This is a genomic window from Rhodoferax lithotrophicus (assembly GCF_019973615.1).
Classification (GTDB): Bacteria; Pseudomonadota; Gammaproteobacteria; order Burkholderiales; family Burkholderiaceae_C; genus Rhodoferax; species Rhodoferax lithotrophicus.
This window is the reverse complement of sequence record NZ_AP024238.1, coordinates 4,228,662-4,247,123: the sequence shown is the minus strand read 5'-3', so window position 1 is coordinate 4,247,123 and position 18,462 is coordinate 4,228,662. Positions and strand designations below refer to the sequence as shown.

At 53.4% G+C, this 18,462-nt stretch carries 18 protein-coding genes; 16 read left to right on the top strand and 2 right to left on the bottom strand.

All coding sequences use genetic code 11. From position 1 onward, the window contains the following. The first annotated feature begins 77 nt into the window (after window positions 1-77). From LDN84_RS19545 to LDN84_RS19530, 4 genes are all read left to right on the top strand, one after another. A complete protein-coding gene (locus LDN84_RS19545; RefSeq protein ID WP_223905095.1) occupies window positions 78-1,289 on the top strand; it encodes an MFS transporter in 1,212 nt (403 codons plus the stop codon). 67 nt (window positions 1,290-1,356) lie between these two features. After that, complete coding sequence (gene kynU / locus LDN84_RS19540) at window positions 1,357-2,622, top strand: kynureninase (RefSeq protein WP_223905093.1); 1,266 nt, start codon at window positions 1,357-1,359, stop codon at window positions 2,620-2,622. 201 nt (window positions 2,623-2,823) lie between these two features. Further along, the gene (locus LDN84_RS19535; RefSeq protein WP_317134803.1) at window positions 2,824-4,017 is read left to right on the top strand and encodes a YbdK family carboxylate-amine ligase; all 1,194 of its coding nucleotides are present in this window, start codon (window positions 2,824-2,826) and stop codon (window positions 4,015-4,017) included. Window positions 4,018-4,121: 104 nt separating this feature from the next. Then, window positions 4,122-4,946, top strand: coding sequence for a gamma-glutamyl-gamma-aminobutyrate hydrolase family protein (locus LDN84_RS19530; RefSeq protein ID WP_223905089.1), 825 nt, complete (start codon window positions 4,122-4,124; stop codon window positions 4,944-4,946). A 104-nt stretch (window positions 4,947-5,050) separates the two neighbouring features. Here LDN84_RS19530 and LDN84_RS19525 read toward each other — a convergent pair whose 3' ends face one another. Continuing rightward, window positions 5,051-5,248, bottom strand: coding sequence for an RSP_7527 family protein (locus tag LDN84_RS19525; RefSeq protein WP_223905087.1), 198 nt, complete (start codon window positions 5,246-5,248; stop codon window positions 5,051-5,053). A 118-nt stretch (window positions 5,249-5,366) separates the two neighbouring features. On the opposite strand from LDN84_RS19525, the gene gcvA reads away from it, so the two are divergent. The 12 genes from gcvA (at window position 5,367) to LDN84_RS19465 (ending at window position 16,441) form a co-directional block, all read left to right on the top strand. Then, complete coding sequence (gene gcvA / locus LDN84_RS19520) at window positions 5,367-6,332, top strand: transcriptional regulator GcvA (RefSeq protein ID WP_223905085.1); 966 nt, start codon at window positions 5,367-5,369, stop codon at window positions 6,330-6,332. Then, the gene (locus LDN84_RS19515) at window positions 6,317-6,712 is read left to right on the top strand and encodes a hypothetical protein (RefSeq protein WP_223905083.1); all 396 of its coding nucleotides are present in this window, start codon (window positions 6,317-6,319) and stop codon (window positions 6,710-6,712) included. Before gcvA ends, LDN84_RS19515 begins: the two co-directional genes overlap by 16 nt. Beyond that, window positions 6,702-8,090 carry an IS4 family transposase gene (locus LDN84_RS19510; protein ID WP_223905081.1) on the top strand — a complete coding sequence of 463 codons (1,389 nt, stop codon included), beginning with the start codon at window positions 6,702-6,704 and terminating at the stop codon, window positions 8,088-8,090. The genes LDN84_RS19515 and LDN84_RS19510 overlap by 11 nt, the downstream gene beginning before the upstream one ends. Before the next feature lie 134 nt (window positions 8,091-8,224). Next, the gene (locus LDN84_RS19505) at window positions 8,225-9,067 is read left to right on the top strand and encodes a serine hydrolase (RefSeq protein WP_317134802.1); all 843 of its coding nucleotides are present in this window, start codon (window positions 8,225-8,227) and stop codon (window positions 9,065-9,067) included. Window positions 9,068-9,137: 70 nt separating this feature from the next. After that, window positions 9,138-9,656: an OmpH/Skp family outer membrane protein gene (locus LDN84_RS19500; protein ID WP_223905079.1), complete on the top strand. Its 519-nt coding sequence runs from the start codon at window positions 9,138-9,140 to the stop codon at window positions 9,654-9,656. Between the two features lie 20 nt (window positions 9,657-9,676). Further along, the gene (locus LDN84_RS19495) at window positions 9,677-10,342 is read left to right on the top strand and encodes a response regulator (protein WP_223905077.1); all 666 of its coding nucleotides are present in this window, start codon (window positions 9,677-9,679) and stop codon (window positions 10,340-10,342) included. After that, complete coding sequence (locus tag LDN84_RS19490; RefSeq protein WP_223905075.1) at window positions 10,339-11,673, top strand: ATP-binding protein; 1,335 nt, start codon at window positions 10,339-10,341, stop codon at window positions 11,671-11,673. The genes LDN84_RS19495 and LDN84_RS19490 overlap by 4 nt, the downstream gene beginning before the upstream one ends. A 130-nt stretch (window positions 11,674-11,803) precedes the next feature. Next, complete coding sequence (locus LDN84_RS19485; RefSeq protein WP_223913167.1) at window positions 11,804-13,309, top strand: Do family serine endopeptidase; 1,506 nt, start codon at window positions 11,804-11,806, stop codon at window positions 13,307-13,309. A 131-nt stretch (window positions 13,310-13,440) separates the two neighbouring features. Next, entirely contained in the window at window positions 13,441-13,629 is a 189-nt protein-coding gene (locus tag LDN84_RS19480; RefSeq protein WP_223905074.1) for a hypothetical protein, read from the top strand. Window positions 13,630-13,959: 330 nt separating this feature from the next. Further along, window positions 13,960-14,850, top strand: coding sequence for a DMT family transporter (locus LDN84_RS19475; RefSeq protein WP_223905073.1), 891 nt, complete (start codon window positions 13,960-13,962; stop codon window positions 14,848-14,850). Window positions 14,851-14,978: 128 nt separating this feature from the next. Continuing rightward, complete coding sequence (locus LDN84_RS19470; protein ID WP_223905072.1) at window positions 14,979-15,293, top strand: cupin domain-containing protein; 315 nt, start codon at window positions 14,979-14,981, stop codon at window positions 15,291-15,293. 101 nt (window positions 15,294-15,394) lie between these two features. Continuing rightward, entirely contained in the window at window positions 15,395-16,441 is a 1,047-nt protein-coding gene (locus LDN84_RS19465; protein ID WP_223905071.1) for a homocysteine S-methyltransferase family protein, read from the top strand. Here LDN84_RS19465 and mrdA read toward each other — a convergent pair. Then, window positions 16,423-18,462 carry a penicillin-binding protein 2 gene (gene mrdA, locus LDN84_RS19460; protein ID WP_223905070.1) on the bottom strand — a complete coding sequence of 680 codons (2,040 nt, stop codon included), beginning with the start codon at window positions 18,460-18,462 and terminating at the stop codon, window positions 16,423-16,425. The two genes, LDN84_RS19465 and mrdA, sit on opposite strands and share 19 nt — an antisense overlap.

The following is an 18,462-nucleotide window of genomic DNA, read 5'->3' as shown; positions in this document are numbered from 1 at the left end:
AGTCGGGTGCATCATGGATGCGGATGGGAGCTTTCCGACATGACCACCCAATACAAAGGAACAAAGGAGCAGACCTTTTGAAAACGTTGACCAACCGCGCAGCTTCCACCGTCGTTCTGGCGGGAATTGTGGCTGCCTTGCACATTGGCAAGATACCCCCGGCCATTCCGGTGCTGCGCGAGGCACTGGGTGTCACGCTGGTAGAGGCCGGGTTCTTGCTCTCCATGGTGCAACTGGCTGGCATGTTGCTGGGGGTATTGGTGGGGGTTGTTGCTGATGGTATGGGCCTGCGCCGCAGCATGGTGTTGGGCCAAATCATCTTGTGTGCAGCCAGTCTGGCGGGTATGTGGGCTCGCCAGCCTGCCGATTTGTTGGTGCTGCGGGCACTGGAAGGACTGGGTTTCCTGCTGGTGGTGCTTCCCGCACCCAGCTTGATCCGCCGGTTGGTTAGCACCCGGAAGTTACCCCAGTACCTCGGGTTGTGGGGAACCTACATGCCCACGGGGGCCGCACTGGCTTTGCTGTGCGGGCCCATGGTCATGAATGCCATGGGCTGGCAAATCTGGTGGGGCATGCTGGGCGGGCTGTCTGCTGTCATGGCTGTTGGACTGGTGGTGACCGTTGCCCCCGATGCGCTGCGACGGTCACGCGATGCGGGTCATGTGGCGGTGACCGATCACCCCTTCGCCCCATGGACACATCGCCTGCACATCACACTCACCCGTTCCGGTCCCTGGCTGGTGGCTATGGCTTTTTCCATGTATTCCAGCCAGTGGCTGGCTGTGGTTGGTTTTTTGCCTTCTGTCTACGCGCAGTCGGGTGTGAGCGGCCCCAAGGCGGGTGCTTTGACGGCATTGGTGTGTGCGGTGAATGTGATTGGCAATATTGGTGCCGGCATCCTTCTGCATCGGGGCTGGTGTGCCAGGCGGCTGTTGTACATCGGCTTTGTATGTATGGCGATGACGACATTTTTGGCCTTCAGCACGCTGACGGCCGATGCGCCCTTGCTGCGTTATGTGGCAGTCATTTTGTTCTCGGCGATTGGTGGCGTGGTGCCTGGAACCCTGTTTTCGCTGGCGGTGCGGGTGGCTCCGAACGAGCACACGGTCTCCACCACAGTGGGGTGGGTTCAGCAATGTTCGGCCACCGGGCAGTTTTTGGGCCCGCCTCTGGTGGCCTGGGTGGCGGCGCAGGTGGGTGGTTGGCAGATGACCTGGATGGTGACGGGCATGGCCTCGTTGGTGGGACTGTGGCTGGCCAGCCGCGTCAGAGTCAGTGCGCCAGCTTGAGCATTTGACCTGTTTCTTGATAGAGCGTACCGCGTGACCGTAAGACATTTTTTGGATGGAGATAAACATGCCCCTGACCCTTGCTGATTGTTGTGCCCTGGATGCGCGGGATGCGCTGGCCCCGCTGCGCCATGAGTTCAAGCTGCCGGATGGCGTGATTTATCTGGACGGCAACTCCCTGGGTGCCCAGCCCAAGGCGGCGTTGATGCGGGCTCAGCAGGTGATCTGCCAGGAGTGGGGCGAGGGACTCATCCGCAGCTGGAATACAGCCGGTTGGTTTGCGCTGCCCCAGAAGCTGGGTGACCAGTTGGCACATCTGATTGGTGCCAAACCGGGAGAGGTGGTGGTGACGGATAGCACCTCGGTCAATCTCTTCAAGCTGCTGGCCGCTGCCCTGCGCAAGCAGCAAGCCATTGCGCCGCACAAACGTGTCATTGTTTCGGAGCGGCGCAACTTTCCGACGGACCTGTACATGGCCCAGGGGTTGATGGATCAGTTGCAGGCGCATGGTGCACCGGCCTACGAGCTGCGCCTGATGGATGCCCCCGAAGAGCTGGCTCACGCCCTGCAGGATGACGTGGCTGTGCTGATGCTCACCCATGTGAATTACCAGACCGGCTACATGATTGACATGGCCGAAGCCACCGCGCTGGCTCACCAACATGGTGCGCTCAGCTTGTGGGATCTGGCTCACTCGGCTGGTGCTGTGCCGGTGGATCTGAACGCGGCGCAAGCAGACTACGCCGTGGGCTGCACTTACAAGTACCTCAATGGTGGCCCAGGTTCCCCGGCCTTTTTGTGGGTACATGCCCGGCACCAGGACAGCTTTGGGCAACCCTTGTCCGGCTGGTGGAGTCACGCGCAGCCCTTTGACATGGAGCCCGGTTACCTGCCGCACCAGGGTATTTCTCGCTACCTGTGTGGCACCCAGCCCATCATTGCGCTGAGTATGGTGGCCTGCGGCCTGGACATTTTTGACAAAACCAGCATGGTCGCGCTGCGCGAAAAATCCTTGGCTCTGACCACTCTTTTTATGGAACTGGTTCAGCAAGAGTGCGCGGGGTTTGCGCTTACCCTCATCACCCCTACTGATCCGGCCAAGCGGGGTAGCCAGGTCAGCTACATACACCCGCATGGTTTTGCGGTGGTGCAGGCACTCATTGCACGCGGTGTGATTCCAGACTACCGCGAGCCAGGCATCATGCGTTTTGGTTTCACCCCGCTGTACACCCGCTTTGAGGAGGTGTGGCATGCCACCGCTATCCTCAAGGACATTCTGCAAAGTGGCAGCTGGGATCAGCCCAAGTTTCATCAGCGTGATGTGGTGACTTGATATGCTATTTAATTGATAGCTGTTTACGCTTGTTTTATAAGCGCTATAAGCCTATTTGATATGTAATAGAGTGGGCAGATAGTCATGGCAATATGAAATTCTTTGCGGTAGCTCTGTTGGGTTGAAAAGTCCATAATTGCAGCCGACGACGGATCTGGCAGGCATCGGCGGGAGTCTTCGGGCTGTGGCCAGCTTCTGCGCATGGACAAGACGCATCTCAGTGCATGGACAACCAGGGAGGGTGAATTGATCATGACAAGCTTCCATTCTTCAAAGCCGCTCACTTTCGGGATAGAAATGGAGCTGCAGATCATCAAGCAGGCCGATGGCCTTTTGTCACCCTCGTGCCAGGGATTGATGGCCAGTTTGCCCGACAGATCGCGCCAACTATTCATGCCAGAGGCTACCCGGTCCACCATCGAATTTGTGTCCACCGTACACACCGATGTAGACGAGATGCTCAACGAGGCGATGGAGCATGTTTCTGTGCTGAAACAACGGGCACTCGACATGCAACTGAACCTGCGCGGAGGCGGCAATCACGCCATGCATTTCTGGATGGATCGCATCGTGTCAGAAACGGAACGTGGCGCTCTTTTGCAAAGGAAATACGGTTTCCTGCCAAAACGGTTTTCAACTTACGGTCTTCATGTGCATGTGGGTATGCCCGGTGCCAACGAGGCCATCAAGGTTGGCAATGTGTTGCAGAAATTGACACCGATATTCATCGCACTGGCTGCAGCTTCCCCCTTTCATCAGGGCATGGAAACCGGTTTTTCTGCATCGCGCCCGCTGGAGTCCCTGGTGTATCCCTTCTCTGACCCCATGCCCATGTTCAAGGATTGGGATGACTTGCTGAGTAAAACAGCGGATATTTACCAAACGGGTTTGGCCAGTTCACTCAAAGACCTGTATTGGGATGTGCGCCCCAAGCCGGAGTACGGGACCATTGAGGTTCGGTCATTGGACATGCCGCTGAAGATAGAAAAGGCAGTGGCTTTGGCCGTTTTTGTCCGGCGATGTGCCGCCCTGGCACTCAATGATGTGCTGCAAACGCCAGAAATCACCTTGTTTAACCTGGATCAGTGCAATCGCTTCCTGGCTTGCAGAGATGGCATTGCCGCAGAATTGATCAATCCGTTCACAAGGCAGATGACGTGCATGAAAAGCTGGTTCCTGTCGGTTTTGGATGTGATCCGCACGGCTGGCTTGCCTGGCAGGGAGTCCATTTACTTGGACTGGCTGGAGCAAGAAGTCCTGGAACAGGACCAGGCCCAGTGGATGCGCCAGTTGTGGCAGGAAACTGGGTGTGATGGTCAAAAAAACCTGCATAACTATTGCTTGCAGATTTCAGATGTTCTGTTGGAACGATCTCCCGCCCTGACATCGGTATAAGCATGTTGGCCATCGTGTGGCATGTGGTACCTTGTTTCCTTCGACCAGAAGAATAGGTTGATCGCATTGCTTTCAGCGATGTGTACGATTGGATTCAACCAGCCATGCCTTTTCAGTCACCTTCATTGCTCATCGGTGTTTCTGCCCGCATTTACTACCCCTCCGGTCCGGTGCTGGATTTGGGCGGGGTTTGGACCAAAACGCTTCACTATTTGGAGCAGTCTATTGCCCAATTGTTGATGCGTGGGGGTGCTTTGCCGGTCATGATTCCTGCGGTAGATGCACAAAGTGTGGTGCAGCGCGAGGAACTTAACTTGCGGCACTATGCAGAAGCTCTGGATGGCTTGGTCTTGCAGGGTGGCAATGATGTGGCTCCAGCGACCTACGGCGAATCACCGTTGAGCCCAGCGTGGGGTGGTGATGCCATACGAGACCAGTACGAAATGGAGTTGATTCACGCCTTTGTGCAGGCTGGTAAGCCGGTGTTCGGAATTTGTCGTGGGTTGCAGATGCTTAATGTCGCCTTTGGAGGAACACTTTGGCAAGACATCAAAACCCAGCTGCCGAATGCCTTGGAGCATGTCAAACACGCTATGTACGAGCGTAATGTGCATCCTGTAGAAATTGTCCCCGGGACACGGCTGGCATCCCTGTACCCGTCAAACCACCGGGGGCTGATCAACAGCATTCACCACCAGGGCATACGGGATTTGGCACCTGGCTTTGTGGTGGAGGCGCGCTGCCCTGACGACGGCATGATCGAGGCGATTCGGCGAACGGGGCCAGGTTTTGTGGCCGGTGTGCAGTGGCACCCGGAGTTTCGTCAGGAGAATGACACCATGACCTTGAATGACAACCCGATATTGCTCGATTTTTTGAACTGTGCACGGGATGCCGCAACCATTTGCCGTCATTCGCAGCGACGCTGAACGTTTTTATATGCAAATAGCCTATGTGGCTTGTTTTATAAGCGTATAAAGCTATAAATAGTATAGCTAATCTGTGCGCTGCGAAAACGGTATGGATGGGGTACTTAAGGCAAAGTCTGGCAGTCCAGCGTAGCGCAGCGGTGAATCACTCCCGGTGGTTGATGCGCCAACCGTTGCGTAAGGCGCGTCATGGTGTTGACAAGCCTGTGCCAACTGGCGGCGAGCAGTGCACCCATGGCATCAGATCGCTGTTTTTGTGCGATCCTGATGTAGGCTTCGATGTCGATGTCATTAAGTTCCATGATGTAGGTTCCTTTGTCATGAGCCGTGCCCCTCTTGAGGACACGCTGCTACGATAACTGGTATGCTGCACTGCAGCAAACGATTAATTCTCAGCCGATAACGCACAGAAATTCATCCATGTCTTATCACTTGCCACCGTTGAATGCCTTGCGTGCTTTTGAAGCGGCGGCGCGGCATTTGAGTTTTAAGAATGCGGCTGTGGAACTTTCTGTCACGCCTACTGCGATCAGCCACCAGATCAAGTCTCTGGAGGATTTTCTTGATCTGCCCCTGTTTCGCCGTCTCACGCGCGCCCTTGAGCTCACACCACAGGGTGAGGCCATGCTGCCCAAGGTTCGCGAAGGACTGGAGTGCTTCGCCTCTGCCGTAGAGAATGCCCATACACGGGTCACCAGTGGGCGGTTGATTGTGGTGTTGCCTCCCTCGTTTGCAACCCGTTGGCTGGTGCCTCGGCTGCGGCGTTTTGCCGAGGTAGCGCCATCGCTCAACTTGCACATCATCCGCTCCCTGCAAACCATCGATACAGATCCGCCCACGGGGGGCGGGGCATTCGAAAAAGTCGATTTACGTCAGGAAGATTCGATGGTGGTGATCCGCTTTGGTGCTGGGCCGTATCCGGGTTTTCATGTGGATCGGATGTTCGGCTCTGATTACATTGCCGTGTGCAGTCCCAAGTTGATGGCCGCTAATCCGCCTTTGCGGGTGCCTGCAGACATTCGCCAACAGGTGCTGTTGCACGATGATGCAACAGCGATTGATCGCACGGGGCCGGGCTGGAGCGATTGGCTGAGATTGGCCGGAGTGATGGGTGTAGACAGCAATGCCGGGCCACACTTCAGCGATTCCGGCCTGGTTTATGTGGCTGCGCTGGATGGTCTTGGGGTTGCGTTGGCCTCCAAACCTCTGGTGGCGAATGCCATTGCGCAGGGCCGGTTGGTGGCCCCTTTTGATGTGGCCGTGGGTCAGCACTTTGCCTATCACCTGGTGATTCCTGAGGCGATCATCCACCGTCCCTCCGTTCAGGCCTTTCGCCAGTGGCTGCTGGAGGAGGCCAAGACGGAAGAGCCTTGCCGCCCCAACTGATGCCGTTTTTAAATCATCCGTGTTGTTGCAACACCAGGGAGGTGACGGATGAACAGGTGCGGGATGCTGCCAGCGCTACACGCGTGCACGAAGGTACTTCACGTCATGCCAAGCCCGTTCTGGCGGGCAGTGCCCATGTCTTTCCTGGTGTTGACGTTGGCACTGATGAAGTGGCCACATGGACATTGTTTTCGGATGCCCTTTGGGTTGATTTCAGGCTTAAGTTGAATGGCACTTACTTAGGCCCTCTGGCGTTGAGATGGCAGGCGTATTTCAGTGGATTTGAAGCAATCAGGAGGTGGCGTGCCAAGGCATTGATAGGATGGTTGTTACCAAGCTTCCAAGCTATCTTTGCGAAGGCCAGCCACCATGAATCGTAATGCCCAAAGCGTTTTACATCAACGTCGAAGTAGTATTGGACGTCGTGCCAGAGCGACCCAGGCGGTGGAGTTTTTCAACGTGCTCACGAGCGAGGAATTGCTGGCAACGACCGAAGCGCTGCTGCCCGAACACCGTGAACGGCTGTATCCACCCACGGTGACGCTGTCGATGTTCATGCGCCAGGTATTGGAGGCCGATGGTTCGTGCCAGAAAGCGGTCAATGGATGGGCCGCACAGCGTGCGGCCGAGGGTTTGAGCCCATGCAGTGTTCGTACCGGCGGGTTTTGCCGGGCTCGCCAGCGCCTGCCGCTGGAGATGGTCAATACGCTCACGCGCAAAACTGGGCATCTGCTCAGCCAGAGGGCGCAGTTGCAATGGTTATGGCGCGGGCGCTGGGTCAAGCTGGTAGACGGCACCACGATATCAATGCCCGATACACCCGATACACCCGAGAACCAGCAGTGCTATCCCCAGCCCAGCACCCAAGCACCCGGCGTGGGATTTCCTCTGGCGCGACTGGTCATGGTGGTTTGCCTGGCTACGGGCGCAGCGCTGGATATGGCAGTCGGACCCTACAGCGGCAAAGGCAGTGGAGAACTTGGCCTGGTGCGCGGTTTGCTTGCAGGCTTCTGCCCAGGCGATGTGATGCTGGCCGACGCCCTGTACGGCAACTACTTTCTGATTGCTGCCTTGCAGGGTGCGGGTGTGGATGTGTTGTTTGAGCAAAACGGTGTGCGCAGAACCGACTTTCGTCGCGGCAAATCACTGGGCACGCGTGATCACCTCGTGCACTGGCCCAAGCCAGCAGCGCGACCAGAGTGGATGACGCCCGAGCAGTACCAAGCGTTTCCCGATGCACTGACGGTACGCGAGACCAAGGTCAACCATCAGGTGTTGGTCACCACGCTGCGCGATCACGCCCGAGTTAGCAAAGATGACCTCAGTGCGCTATATGCTCGGCGCTGGAACATCGAACTCGATTTGCGCAACCTCAAGACCACCACCGGTATGGACGTACTGAGCTGCCAGACGCCCCAGATGAACGAGAAACAGCTGTGGGTCCATCTGCTGGCCTACAACGCGATCCGATTGCTGATGGCGCAGGCCGCCAGCAAAGCAGGGGTAGATCCGCGTGAACTCAGCTTCAAACACACCGTACAGTTGTGGACAGAATGGGTTTCACGAGGTCTGTCGACTGTGAACATTGACGCACGGTTGTTGACGCTGATCGCCCAATGCAGGGTCGCCAACAGGCCCGGGCGCCTCGAACCGCGCATGCGCAAACGACGACCCAAACCCTACCCATGGTTGAAGGTCCCCCGTGCTCATGCGCGTCAAAAAATCAGGACTCACGGCCGTGCTTGGGAGACAAAGTAAGTGCCATTCGGCTTAAGTTTCACCTAAGTCTCTCGGGGCAACAATGCCATGCTGACAGATGTGTAGTCTTTGAAGCTCTCAATGCAGCTAAGTTTTTAACCCGCTACGGGTATTTCATCCCTTGTGCCCTGAACATGAATATGAGCATCCGACTCACCAAGACACTTGCCATTGGCACTCTTCTTATATATGGCGCAAGTAGTTATGCGCTGCAGATCAAGTCCGAACATGCCATTGTGATCAGCAATGATACGGGTGCGGTTTTGTTTGAGAAAGCTGCGGGTCAGCCGGTACCGATTGCATCGTTGACCAAGTTGATGACGGCCATGGTCGTCTTGGACAGCAAGCCAGACATGAATGAACGCATCGTCATCAATGCCGCAGATGTTGACTTGCTTAAACACAGCAAATCACTCGTGCCGGTTGGTACCACCTTGCCCAGAAAACAAGTGCTTCAGTTAGCCTTGATGTCTTCCGAAAACCGTGCCGCTGCAGCTTTGGCGCGCACCTATACAGGTGGGTACAGCGCATTTCTTCGGGCGGTCAATGCAAAAATAAAGGCACTCGGGATGACGCAAACTGTGATCAAAGAGCCTACCGGCTTATCACCCGAAAATATGTCAAGTGCCGCTGATTTGGCCAAAATGGCCATTGCTGCTTCTGGTTATCCTGATATTGTCAATATCACAACCCATGCGTCAGACAAGTTCCAGATGACTCGGCGAAGTGTGACATTTCATAACACGAACCAACTGGTGGGTGCCAAAGGGTGGGATGTTCGATTGTCGAAAACAGGATTCACTAACGAAGCGGGTCATTGCCTGATCATGCGTATCAAGCAAGCCGGAAAACAAGCCACCTTGGTCTTGCTGAATGCCAAGGCGACCGCTGCGTCACGGTTTGATGCATTGAATATTCGACAGCTTTTAGACCATAGAGAACTGGCCCAGGTATCCATGCCAACATCACGACTCTGATGCTGCTTTGTCGGTGTGATGCCGTGTCAATGTAGAAAACTTCGCACCATACGACAGGAATATGCTTTTTATGAACACTTTTTTTCGGATTCGCAGTGCCCTCTTTGTTTTTCTCGGCATCCTTGTTGCAACGCAGCTTCAAGCGCAAGAAGTTCATATTGGGTTTGTCAAGACAGAGCGTATTTTTAAAGAGGCGACGGCTGCAAAGGTGGCTCAGGAAAAGCTAACTCAGGAGTTTTCCAAACGCGACAAAGAAATCATTGATCGCGGGGGCGCGTTCAAGTCCGAGGTGGACAAGTTCCAAATAGAGGCCCCCACATGGCCAGAAGCTGAACGTCTTGCGCGAGAAAAGCAGATGGCGGAGCAGGATCGCGCGATACAACTCATGCGGAGAAGCTTTCAGGAAGATCTGGCCGCACGCAAAAATGACGAGTTGCAACTGTTATGGATCAACGCCAACAAAATCATCAAGCAAATGGCAAAAACCGAAAAATATGATCTGATTTTTCAGGATGCGGTTTATGTCAATCCCAAATTCGATATAACCGATAAGGTACTGAAAGCCATGAATACTTTGGATAAGAAATAGTCGATGTGAAGGGTGATTCCATGCGTTTGTTGCTTGTTGAAGACGATGTGATGATTGGTGAGTCGGTACTGGATTTGCTTCGCGACGAAGGTTACGCTGTGGATTGGGTCAAGGACGGGGAGATGGCCGATACGGCAATTGACTCGCAAACCTATGATGTCATTTTGCTTGATCTGGGCTTGCCTCGGCGTGATGGTCTGACGGTTCTGCGTCGACTGCGTCAGCGCAAAGACAGAACACCGGTGCTTATTGCCACCGCACGGGATGCGGTTTCCCAGCGCGTTGAAGGCCTGGATATGGGGGCGGATGACTACATCGTCAAGCCGTACGAATTGGATGAACTGCTGGCACGTATACGGGCGCTGATTCGCCGGGCGGCAGGGCGCGCAGAACCTGTGTATGAGCATCTTGGCATCAGCATTGACCCCGTCACACGTGAAGTCAGGGTGAACGATCAGCCCGTTATCCTGTCTGCCCGTGAATGGGCCATTCTTGAGCTGTTGCTGGCGCGCCCAGGGATGATCTTGTCGCGCAGGCAACTGGAAGAAAAACTTTACAGCTGGAAAGATGAGCTCAGCAGCAATGCCATAGAGGTGTATATCCATGGCCTGCGCAAGAAACTGGGTACCAGCATCATTCAGAATGTTCGCGGTGTGGGTTACATGATTCCCAAAGGTTCCATGTGAGTTCTCCCTTGTCACACTCCTTACGCGCCAGATTACTTTGGCTGCTTTTGGTGGCGGTGATGCTGACGGCAGGGGTGCAGGCCGCCATAGCCTACCGCACGGCTCTTTCAGAAGCGGATGTCATTTTTGATTACCAGATGCAGCAAATGGCGAGTTCGTTGCGCCCTGGTTTGCCTGTGGGTTCTGAGATTGTTCGGCGCGTGCCAACTGAGGATGAGGATAATTTTGATTTTGTGATTCAGATCTGGACCGATAACGGGTTGCGTGTGTTTCAGTCAACCGCACGCGCAGAGTTGCCGCAGCGTGCGGTATTGGGTTTTTCGACTGTTCAAGCCAGGGGGACGACTTATCGCATTTTTTCAGTTGCTTCAGGATCGCAGGTGATTCAGGTGGCTCAGGATATGGTTGCCAGACGTGAAATGGCGGGCGCTTTGGCCTTGCGCACGGTCAGTCCTATGGTCGTTATGGTGCCTTTGCTCATGCTGGTGGTCTGGTGGGTTGTTAGCGCTTCACTGGCACCGGTTTCCCGCTTGCGACGGCAGGTGGCCATCCGCCAGGCGGATGATCTGAGTGCATTAAACGAGCACGATTTGCCTGATGAAGTTCAACCGCTGGTGCATGAATTGAACCTTTTGTTCCAACGACTGCGACAAGCTTTTGATGCGCAACAAAACTTTGTCGCTGATGCTGCGCATGAGTTGCGTTCTCCGCTGGCCGCGCTCAAGTTGCAGGTGCAAGGTCTGCGTCGCGCAGTTGACGACACCGGACGTGATCTTGCCGTCAGCCGATTGACCGCAGGTATTGACCGCGCAACCCGGTTGGTGGAGCAATTGTTGGTTTTGGCCAGACAACAATCGAACTCAGGCTCCGGTATGAAGGCCGCTCCTGTTGACTTGCTGGCTTTGGTGCAGTTCACGTTGGCCGAAGGGGTTGACGCAGCTATTTCCCGACAGATTGATCTCGGCTTGCTGCACGCTGCACCTTGCGTGGTGATGGGGTATGAAGATGCATTGCGCATTCTGTTACGCAATCTGGTGGACAACGCCATCAAATACACCCCTGCTGGCGGTACAGTCAATATTGTCATCGACTGTGGTGACGGTCAGGCGGTACTCCAGGTGCATGACAGTGGCCCAGGTATTGCTGAAGAAGACCGCAAGCGGGTACTTGATCGCTTTTATCGGGTGCCTGGTGCAGAAAGTTGTGGCAGTGGTTTAGGTTTGGCCATTGTCAAGACCATCGCGGACTTGCATCAAGCGACGGTTGACATTGGAAAATCCCAAATTCTGGGCGGATTGCAAGTGTCCGTTGGCTTCAAGAACATGGCTTGATTCGGCGTTTGGCATTCTTTTCTCTGTTTGCCTGATCTGGGTTGGGGATGGGTGGAAATTTAAGTCCCATCTAAGTTGGCTTCCTCACAATGATGTTGTGGTCTTCATCAACATCTTGAAAGGATCCCTTATGAATACGCAGTTATTGAAACCCCGGAAGATCCTGGTGGTACTCGCTTCTGCAGGCATCATTGGTGCCGCTGGCTTCGGGGTTTTGGGTTTATCACATGCACAAGCCAACAGGGTCAACGCAACACCCGTTGCCACCATGACCACCGCACCGGCCATGGGTTTGCCGGATTTTTCTCAAATTACGGCACGCTATGGCGCTGCCGTGGTCAATATCAGTGTGACAGGAATGGTCAAGACCGCTGGTGATGGGGAAGGCTCCAATGCCAGTCGACCTTGGATGCCAGGTATGTCTGGCATTGATCCGAGCGACCCATTCTTCGAGTTTTTCAAACACTTTCAGGGGTACGGTGGTAGATTGCATAACCAATCTCTAATACCTGTGAGAGGTGAAGGTTCTGGCTTCATCATCAGTGCGGATGGCATCATTCTGACCAACGCTCATGTGGTACGTGATGCCAAGGATGTCACGGTCAAACTTACAGATCGTCGTGAATTTGCGGCTAGGGTTCTGGGCATAGATGTCAAAACTGATGTGGCGGTACTCAAGATTGATGCCACTGGCCTGCCAACTGTGCAGACAGGTAATACGCGAGACCTCAAAGTGGGTGAATGGGTACTTGCAATTGGATCGCCATTTGGTTTCGAGAACAGTGTGACGGCAGGTGTTGTCAGTGCCAAGGGGCGCTCGCTGCCAGATGACAGCTTTGTGCCATTTATCCAGACAGATGTAGCGGTTAATCCAGGTAATTCTGGGGGGCCACTGTTCAATACTCGTGGTGAGGTGGTGGGTATCAACTCGCAGATTTACAGCCGATCGGGTGGTTACCAGGGGTTGTCATTCGCCATTCCGATTGAATTGGCAACCAGGGTCAAGGATCAGATTGTGGCCACCGGGCAGGCCAGTCATGCTCGCCTGGGTGTCTCAATTCAGGAGGTGAATCAAACGTTGGCGGATTCATTTCATTTGCCTAAACCGGAAGGGGCGTTGGTATCCAATGTGGATAAAGATAGTCCGGCTGATAAGGCCGGACTCCGAAGTGGCGACGTGATTCTGAAGGCAAATGGTCAGGCCATCGTTGGTTCGGCTGATCTACCCGCCCTGATTGGCACCATATCACCGGGTGAAAAAATCAATCTTGAGGTATGGCGACAGGGCCAGCAAGAGCAGGTTACGGCCATGTTAGGTGATGCCAGCAACAAACTCGAGCGACTCGCGAAAACAGATGTTCACGCTGATCAGGGCAAGCTTGGATTGGTGCTTCGTCCATTGCTGCCGCAAGAGATGCGTGACCCTGGCATTCACCAGGGATTGTTGATCGAAAATGCGGCAGGGCCAGCCGCGGCAGCTGGCGTACAAGCTGGTGATGTTTTGATGGCCGTGAATGGCACCCCGGTTGAGAGCGTTGATCAAGTTCGCAAGATTGTGAGCATGGCCAATAAATCACTGGCATTGCTGATTCAACGTGATGGCAGCAAAATTTTTGTGCCTGTGCGTATTGGCTGACGGCATGTCCGTATTGGGCAGAACGCAGTGTTCGCAGTGGCGCACTGCGATAAAGAGCCACTTCATGACGTTTAAAGAATCTGAAATGAAACTGAACCTTACTCCAAATGTAATGGTTCTATCCAATACAGTTGAATTTCAATGGTCAACTGGCGCGGGAAGGGGGCATTCATGATATGAGCCGTGCACTTTTGTCATTTATCGCCATGCGATCCAAAAGATTAGGTGCATCTTATGAGATGCGCGTTGAAATGGTTTTTATCGTTGGACTCAGTTTGTTGGCACTTGGTGCGGTTGGGCTGGCATTTGTTATCAAATAACATCCGTCATGCCTCTGTGTGCTTGGGATGATGGTGTGTAGATATGATCCGTAATGGATCAGAGTCATTATGTGGGATGATTCTCTGCAAATTTAGAGAATAAACTTTCTCTCAGACTTGGATTTTAAAAATGATGCACAACGTATCCAAGGTGCTTTGAGCTACCGCTTAAATCGCAGTTTTGATCTCAAAACGCTACATCAATGTGAGCAGGTTGTCTCGCACAATTCTGGTGCCGGCTGAACTGTATTGCCCATCCGGTCAGTTTCTGGGCCTTAAGCTGTAGTGATCTGTAGGAGTGATTGTGCGTTTTAATCAGCACAACAGTTTATGTTCTTTCATTTTCAAAATTTCTGGCGCTCCTGTCCTGGTAATACACGCGGGGTATTTCTGGTCATGGTTGCTATGCTGTGCTGGGCAATACTCGATACTTGCAATAAACATTTAATGAGCTTGGGTATTGCCCCCAAGCAAGTGCTTTATTTGCAGGCCACCATAGTTTTGGTGATGTTATCGCCCCTGATTATTTGGACTCGTGGCAAAGTTGTTGCGACTCGGAATCCGCGAATGCATATGGTGCGCGGTGCTTTCATTGTGACTTCTGCGTGGTGTGCAGCTTGGGCTGTTTCACACTTGCCATTGGCTGAGGCCAGTGCTTATTTGATGGCAGGTAGTTTGTTCATGTTGCCGCTTGGTGTTTGGCTTTTGGGTGAAAAACCCCATTGGATGCGCTGGCTTGGTGTTGCGGTCGGTTTTGGTGGCGTACTGACCATTTTGCAGCCAGGGCCTAGTGCGTTTCAATGGGCTGCCTTGGTAGCACTTCTGGGGGCATTCATGGAGGCTATGCTTGGCGTAGTCTTAAAGAAATATTCTGGGAGTGAGCACCCAATTGCGGTGCTGGCCTGGAGTCAGTCAGCCTGTTGGGTGACTTTTGGGTTGATGAGTGGATTTCAATTACCTCAAATCCCCGTGGTATTGTGGGTATTGATGCCAGTCATTGGATTGGCATCATCGGGCATTTATATGGCCTATTTTTTTGCCTACCGTGCTGGAGATGCTTCAGCCGTTGAGGCTGGCAGTTTTTCAATGCTGTTGTTCAGTCCGGCTCTTGGTTACCTAGTGTTTTCAGAAATGCCGGATGCCTCTTTTTGGCTGGGGGCTGGGTTGCTGGTGTGTGGTATCGCGTTGGTCATTATTGAGCCGAAGGGGCATGCACATTGAACAGCTCTTTAGATCGCTGATATTGACAATGCAAGAAGAAGACTGCAATCAGTTGTATGCAACATGCTAGGTTGCCTAGGCTGTAGGGGGTATGAACTTTTCGACACTGATGTAATAGATTGAAAGCCATGGTAACCGCCAATTTATTTTGCAATATTCCAGCTGATTTGCCGGAAGAGCTTGTTCAAACCATCGTCGTGGCTGATGGGTTAAAAATTGAACGTATCGTTTCCAAGGGACATCAATCGAAGCAAGATTTCTGGTATGACCAAGAGCAAAACGAATGGGTGTTCCTAGCTAGAGGAGAGGCACGGCTGCAATTTCAAGATCAAACCCTGCACCTTAAAGCTGGAGACTACATCAACATACCTGCCCATCAAAAACACAGGGTTGAATGGACAAACCCAGATGAAGAAACCGTTTGGCTCGCCATTTTTTATTGATGTCTGCTGGCCGAAATATGTTGTGCCGGTTGATTCATTGATGTTGCCTGGATCAATGTTGATCCCTCTGCAAGGCTGCGCACTTTCTACAATAGGTTGTTATGAAAAACCAGACTTACACACGCGGCCAAATGCTGCCAGAAATTTTGCAAAAACGTATCATGGTTCTTGATGGTGCCATGGGGACCATGATTCAGCGTTTTAAGCTGGATGAATCGCAATACCGCGGGGAGCGCTTCAAAGACTTCCACAAAGACATCAAAGGTAACAACGAATTGCTTAGCCTAACCCGGCCGGACGTGATCACCGATATTCACGAGCGCTATTTAGCAGCCGGTGCTGACATGATTGAAACCAATACTTTTGGCGCAACTACGGTAGCTCAGGCGGATTACGACATGGCTGATCTTGCGTTTGAGATGAACCTGGCATCTGCCCAATTAGCACGTGCAGCCTGTGATAAATTTTCTACACCAGATAAACCTCGCTTTGCCCTGGGCGCGCTGGGCCCAACGCCCAAAACCGCCAGCATCAGCCCGGATGTGAATGATCCTGGTGCACGCAATGTCAGCTTTGAAGAACTGCGCGCAGCGTATTACCAACAGGTTGAAGGTCTCGTGCAAGGTGGTGTGGACGCGTTATTGGTGGAGACCATTTTTGATACCCTTAATGCTAAAGCTGCGCTGTTTGCTATTGATGAATTTTTTGAAGCCAGTGGTGAACGCTTACCAATCATCATCAGTGGTACCGTCACCGATGCCTCTGGTCGTATTTTGAGCGGTCAGACGGTCACAGCGTTTTGGCACAGTGTCCGCCATGCGCGACCTTTGGCGGTGGGGCTGAATTGCGCCTTGGGTGCGGCACTGATGCGACCTTACATTCAGGAGCTGGCCAAAGCCGCATCTGATACTTTCATCAGTTGCTACCCGAATGCTGGCTTACCCAACCCCATGAGCGATACTGGCTTTGATGAAACACCCGCCGATACCAGTCGATTGTTAGGCGAATTTGCGGTCGAGGGGTTGGTTAATATCGTAGGCGGTTGCTGCGGCACTACGCCGGAACACATTGGGGCAATACACGACAAAGTTGTCCTTCTGCCTGGACGTTTTCTCCCGCACAATGTGTTCTACAAAGAAGCTGCCTGAGAGGCCGTAGAAGCCGGTGGTGTGGGGGGTGTTGCGGTTGGTTTTACCGTTTCAACCGCAGCGTTGACTTGAGGTAGCCCACCCCGGGGCCACGGTACTGCGGTGGCTTGTAGCGGTTGACCCACAGGCGCACCGGCTTGCCCTGTGCGCACCAAAGCCAAGTCCTGATTATTGGGGTATTGACCCAGTAACCAGTAGTCAAAAGTCCTTCGCGCGATGGGTGCCGCAGATGTAGTGCCAAAACCTGCGTTTTCGACAATCACTGCCAATGCAATTTTGGGATCCTCCACAGGAGCAAATGCTATGTAGAGAGAATGATCACGCTGGTGTTCCTCCATACGGGCGGCGTTGTATTTTTCATTTTTGCGCATGGTTACAGCCTGAGCTGTACCCGTTTTTCCGGCACTGAGGTAGCCTGCACCAGCAAAAACGCGCGCTGAAGTCCCTTCCTGTGTCACGCCCACCATCGCCTTGCGAACCACTTCAATGTGCTCGGGCTTGAGGCCAAGGTCTTCTGCCGTGTTTGGGTTCAAGGCTTGACTGATGCCGGAGCTGGCATTCTGCGTTGCCATTACCAGTTGTGGTTTGTGTTTGATGCCGTTGTTAGCCAGGATGGCGGTAGCCTGAGCGAGTTGGAGCATGGTGAAGCTGTTGTACCCTTGCCCAATTCCCAAGGAAATAGTTTCACCCGCATACCATTTTTGCTGCTCCGGGCGTTTGAAATAGCCTCGCTTCCACGCTTGACTGGGGAGCACGCCACGTACCTCACCATGGATGTCGATACCCGTGATCTGGCCAAATCCCAGTGGTTTCATGAAGTCGTGCATAGCATCCACGCCCATTTCATTGGCCAAAGAATAAAAATAGGCATTGCTGGACTCCACAATGGCTCGGTGCATGTCCATGATGCCACCACGCTCATTCTCTGGACTGCCAAAACGACGGCCGCCAAACATGAAAAAGCCCGGGTCATTCATTTGCATGCTAGCGGAGCGTTTACCTGTAGTTAATGCCGCCAGTGCCATGAATGGTTTGTAGGTTGAACCTGGCGGGTAAGTGCCTCGAAGGGCCCGGTTAAGTAGTGGTTTGTCAATGGATTCGTTCAGAAGTTGCCAGTTTTCCTGATCAATGCCGTCGACAAACAGGTTGGGGTCGAAGGTGGGTTTGCTGACAAACGCCAATACTTCACCCGTCTTGGGATCCAGCGCCACAAGCGCCCCTCGCCGCTCCCCAAACATATCTTCAATCAGTTTTTGTAACTTGATGTCAATGGACAGTTTGACGGTATTGCCAGGTGTGGATGGCTGGCTGGTGAGTCGGCGGGTGGCGCGACCACCAGCGGAGGTTTCCATGGAGTCCACACCTGTAATGCCGTGCAATTGCTGTTCAAGGCTTTGTTCCACGCCAAGCTTGCCAATGTATTCCGTTCCGCGGTAGTTGGCGGCATCGTCTGATTCGTCCAGTTGTTCTTTTTCCGCTGAATTGATGCGACCGATGTAGCCAATCACGTGACTTGCCAACTCGCCATAGGGGTAGCTGCGAAACAGACGGGCTTTGATGTCAACGCCAGGAAACCGATAGCGCTGTGCTGCAAAACGTGCAACCTCTTCGTCTGTCAATCGACTGCGCAATGGGATAGATTCAAAGTTTTTACCCTCTTCTCGCAATTTTTTGAAATGGCGGCGATCACGTTGTGTGATTTCAAGCAGTTGTGACAAATCATTGATGGTTTGTTCTAGATCAGGCACTTTGGCGGGGGTGATCTCCAGCGTGTAAGCCGAATAATTGGTCGCCAGTACGATGCCGTTACGATCAAGTATCAAACCACGATTGGGAACAATGGGTACTACCGCCGTTCGATTGTTTTCAGCCTGGGCAAGCAAATCTTCATGGCGCACCACTTGCAGGTATATCAACCGGGCTGCAAGTAAACCGAAGCACAACAGCACCACGAGGCTGGCTACCAACACCCGCAGGCGAAAGCGGGCCAGTTCAAGTTGAACATTGCGAATGACGGTCAT

Bases quoted from the DNA above. Each gene is read 5' to 3' on its own strand.
- kynU (WP_223905093.1), top strand. From the start codon at position 1,357: ATGCCCCTGACCCTTGCTGATTGTTGTGCCCTGGATGCGCGGGATGCG.
- LDN84_RS19535 (WP_317134803.1), top strand. From the start codon at position 2,824: ATGGACAAGACGCATCTCAGTGCATGGACAACCAGGGAGGGTGAATTG.
- LDN84_RS19530 (WP_223905089.1), top strand. From the start codon at position 4,122: ATGCCTTTTCAGTCACCTTCATTGCTCATCGGTGTTTCTGCCCGCATT.
- LDN84_RS19525 (WP_223905087.1), bottom strand. From the start codon at position 5,248: ATGGAACTTAATGACATCGACATCGAAGCCTACATCAGGATCGCACAA.
- gcvA (WP_223905085.1), top strand. From the start codon at position 5,367: ATGTCTTATCACTTGCCACCGTTGAATGCCTTGCGTGCTTTTGAAGCG.
- LDN84_RS19510 (WP_223905081.1), top strand. From the start codon at position 6,702: ATGAATCGTAATGCCCAAAGCGTTTTACATCAACGTCGAAGTAGTATT.
- LDN84_RS19505 (WP_317134802.1), top strand. From the start codon at position 8,225: ATGAATATGAGCATCCGACTCACCAAGACACTTGCCATTGGCACTCTT.
- LDN84_RS19500 (WP_223905079.1), top strand. From the start codon at position 9,138: ATGAACACTTTTTTTCGGATTCGCAGTGCCCTCTTTGTTTTTCTCGGC.
- LDN84_RS19495 (WP_223905077.1), top strand. From the start codon at position 9,677: ATGCGTTTGTTGCTTGTTGAAGACGATGTGATGATTGGTGAGTCGGTA.
- LDN84_RS19485 (WP_223913167.1), top strand. From the start codon at position 11,804: ATGAATACGCAGTTATTGAAACCCCGGAAGATCCTGGTGGTACTCGCT.
- LDN84_RS19475 (WP_223905073.1), top strand. From the start codon at position 13,960: ATGTTCTTTCATTTTCAAAATTTCTGGCGCTCCTGTCCTGGTAATACA.
- LDN84_RS19470 (WP_223905072.1), top strand. From the start codon at position 14,979: ATGGTAACCGCCAATTTATTTTGCAATATTCCAGCTGATTTGCCGGAA.
- LDN84_RS19465 (WP_223905071.1), top strand. From the start codon at position 15,395: ATGAAAAACCAGACTTACACACGCGGCCAAATGCTGCCAGAAATTTTG.
- mrdA (WP_223905070.1), bottom strand. From the start codon at position 18,462: ATGACCGTCATTCGCAATGTTCAACTTGAACTGGCCCGCTTTCGCCTG.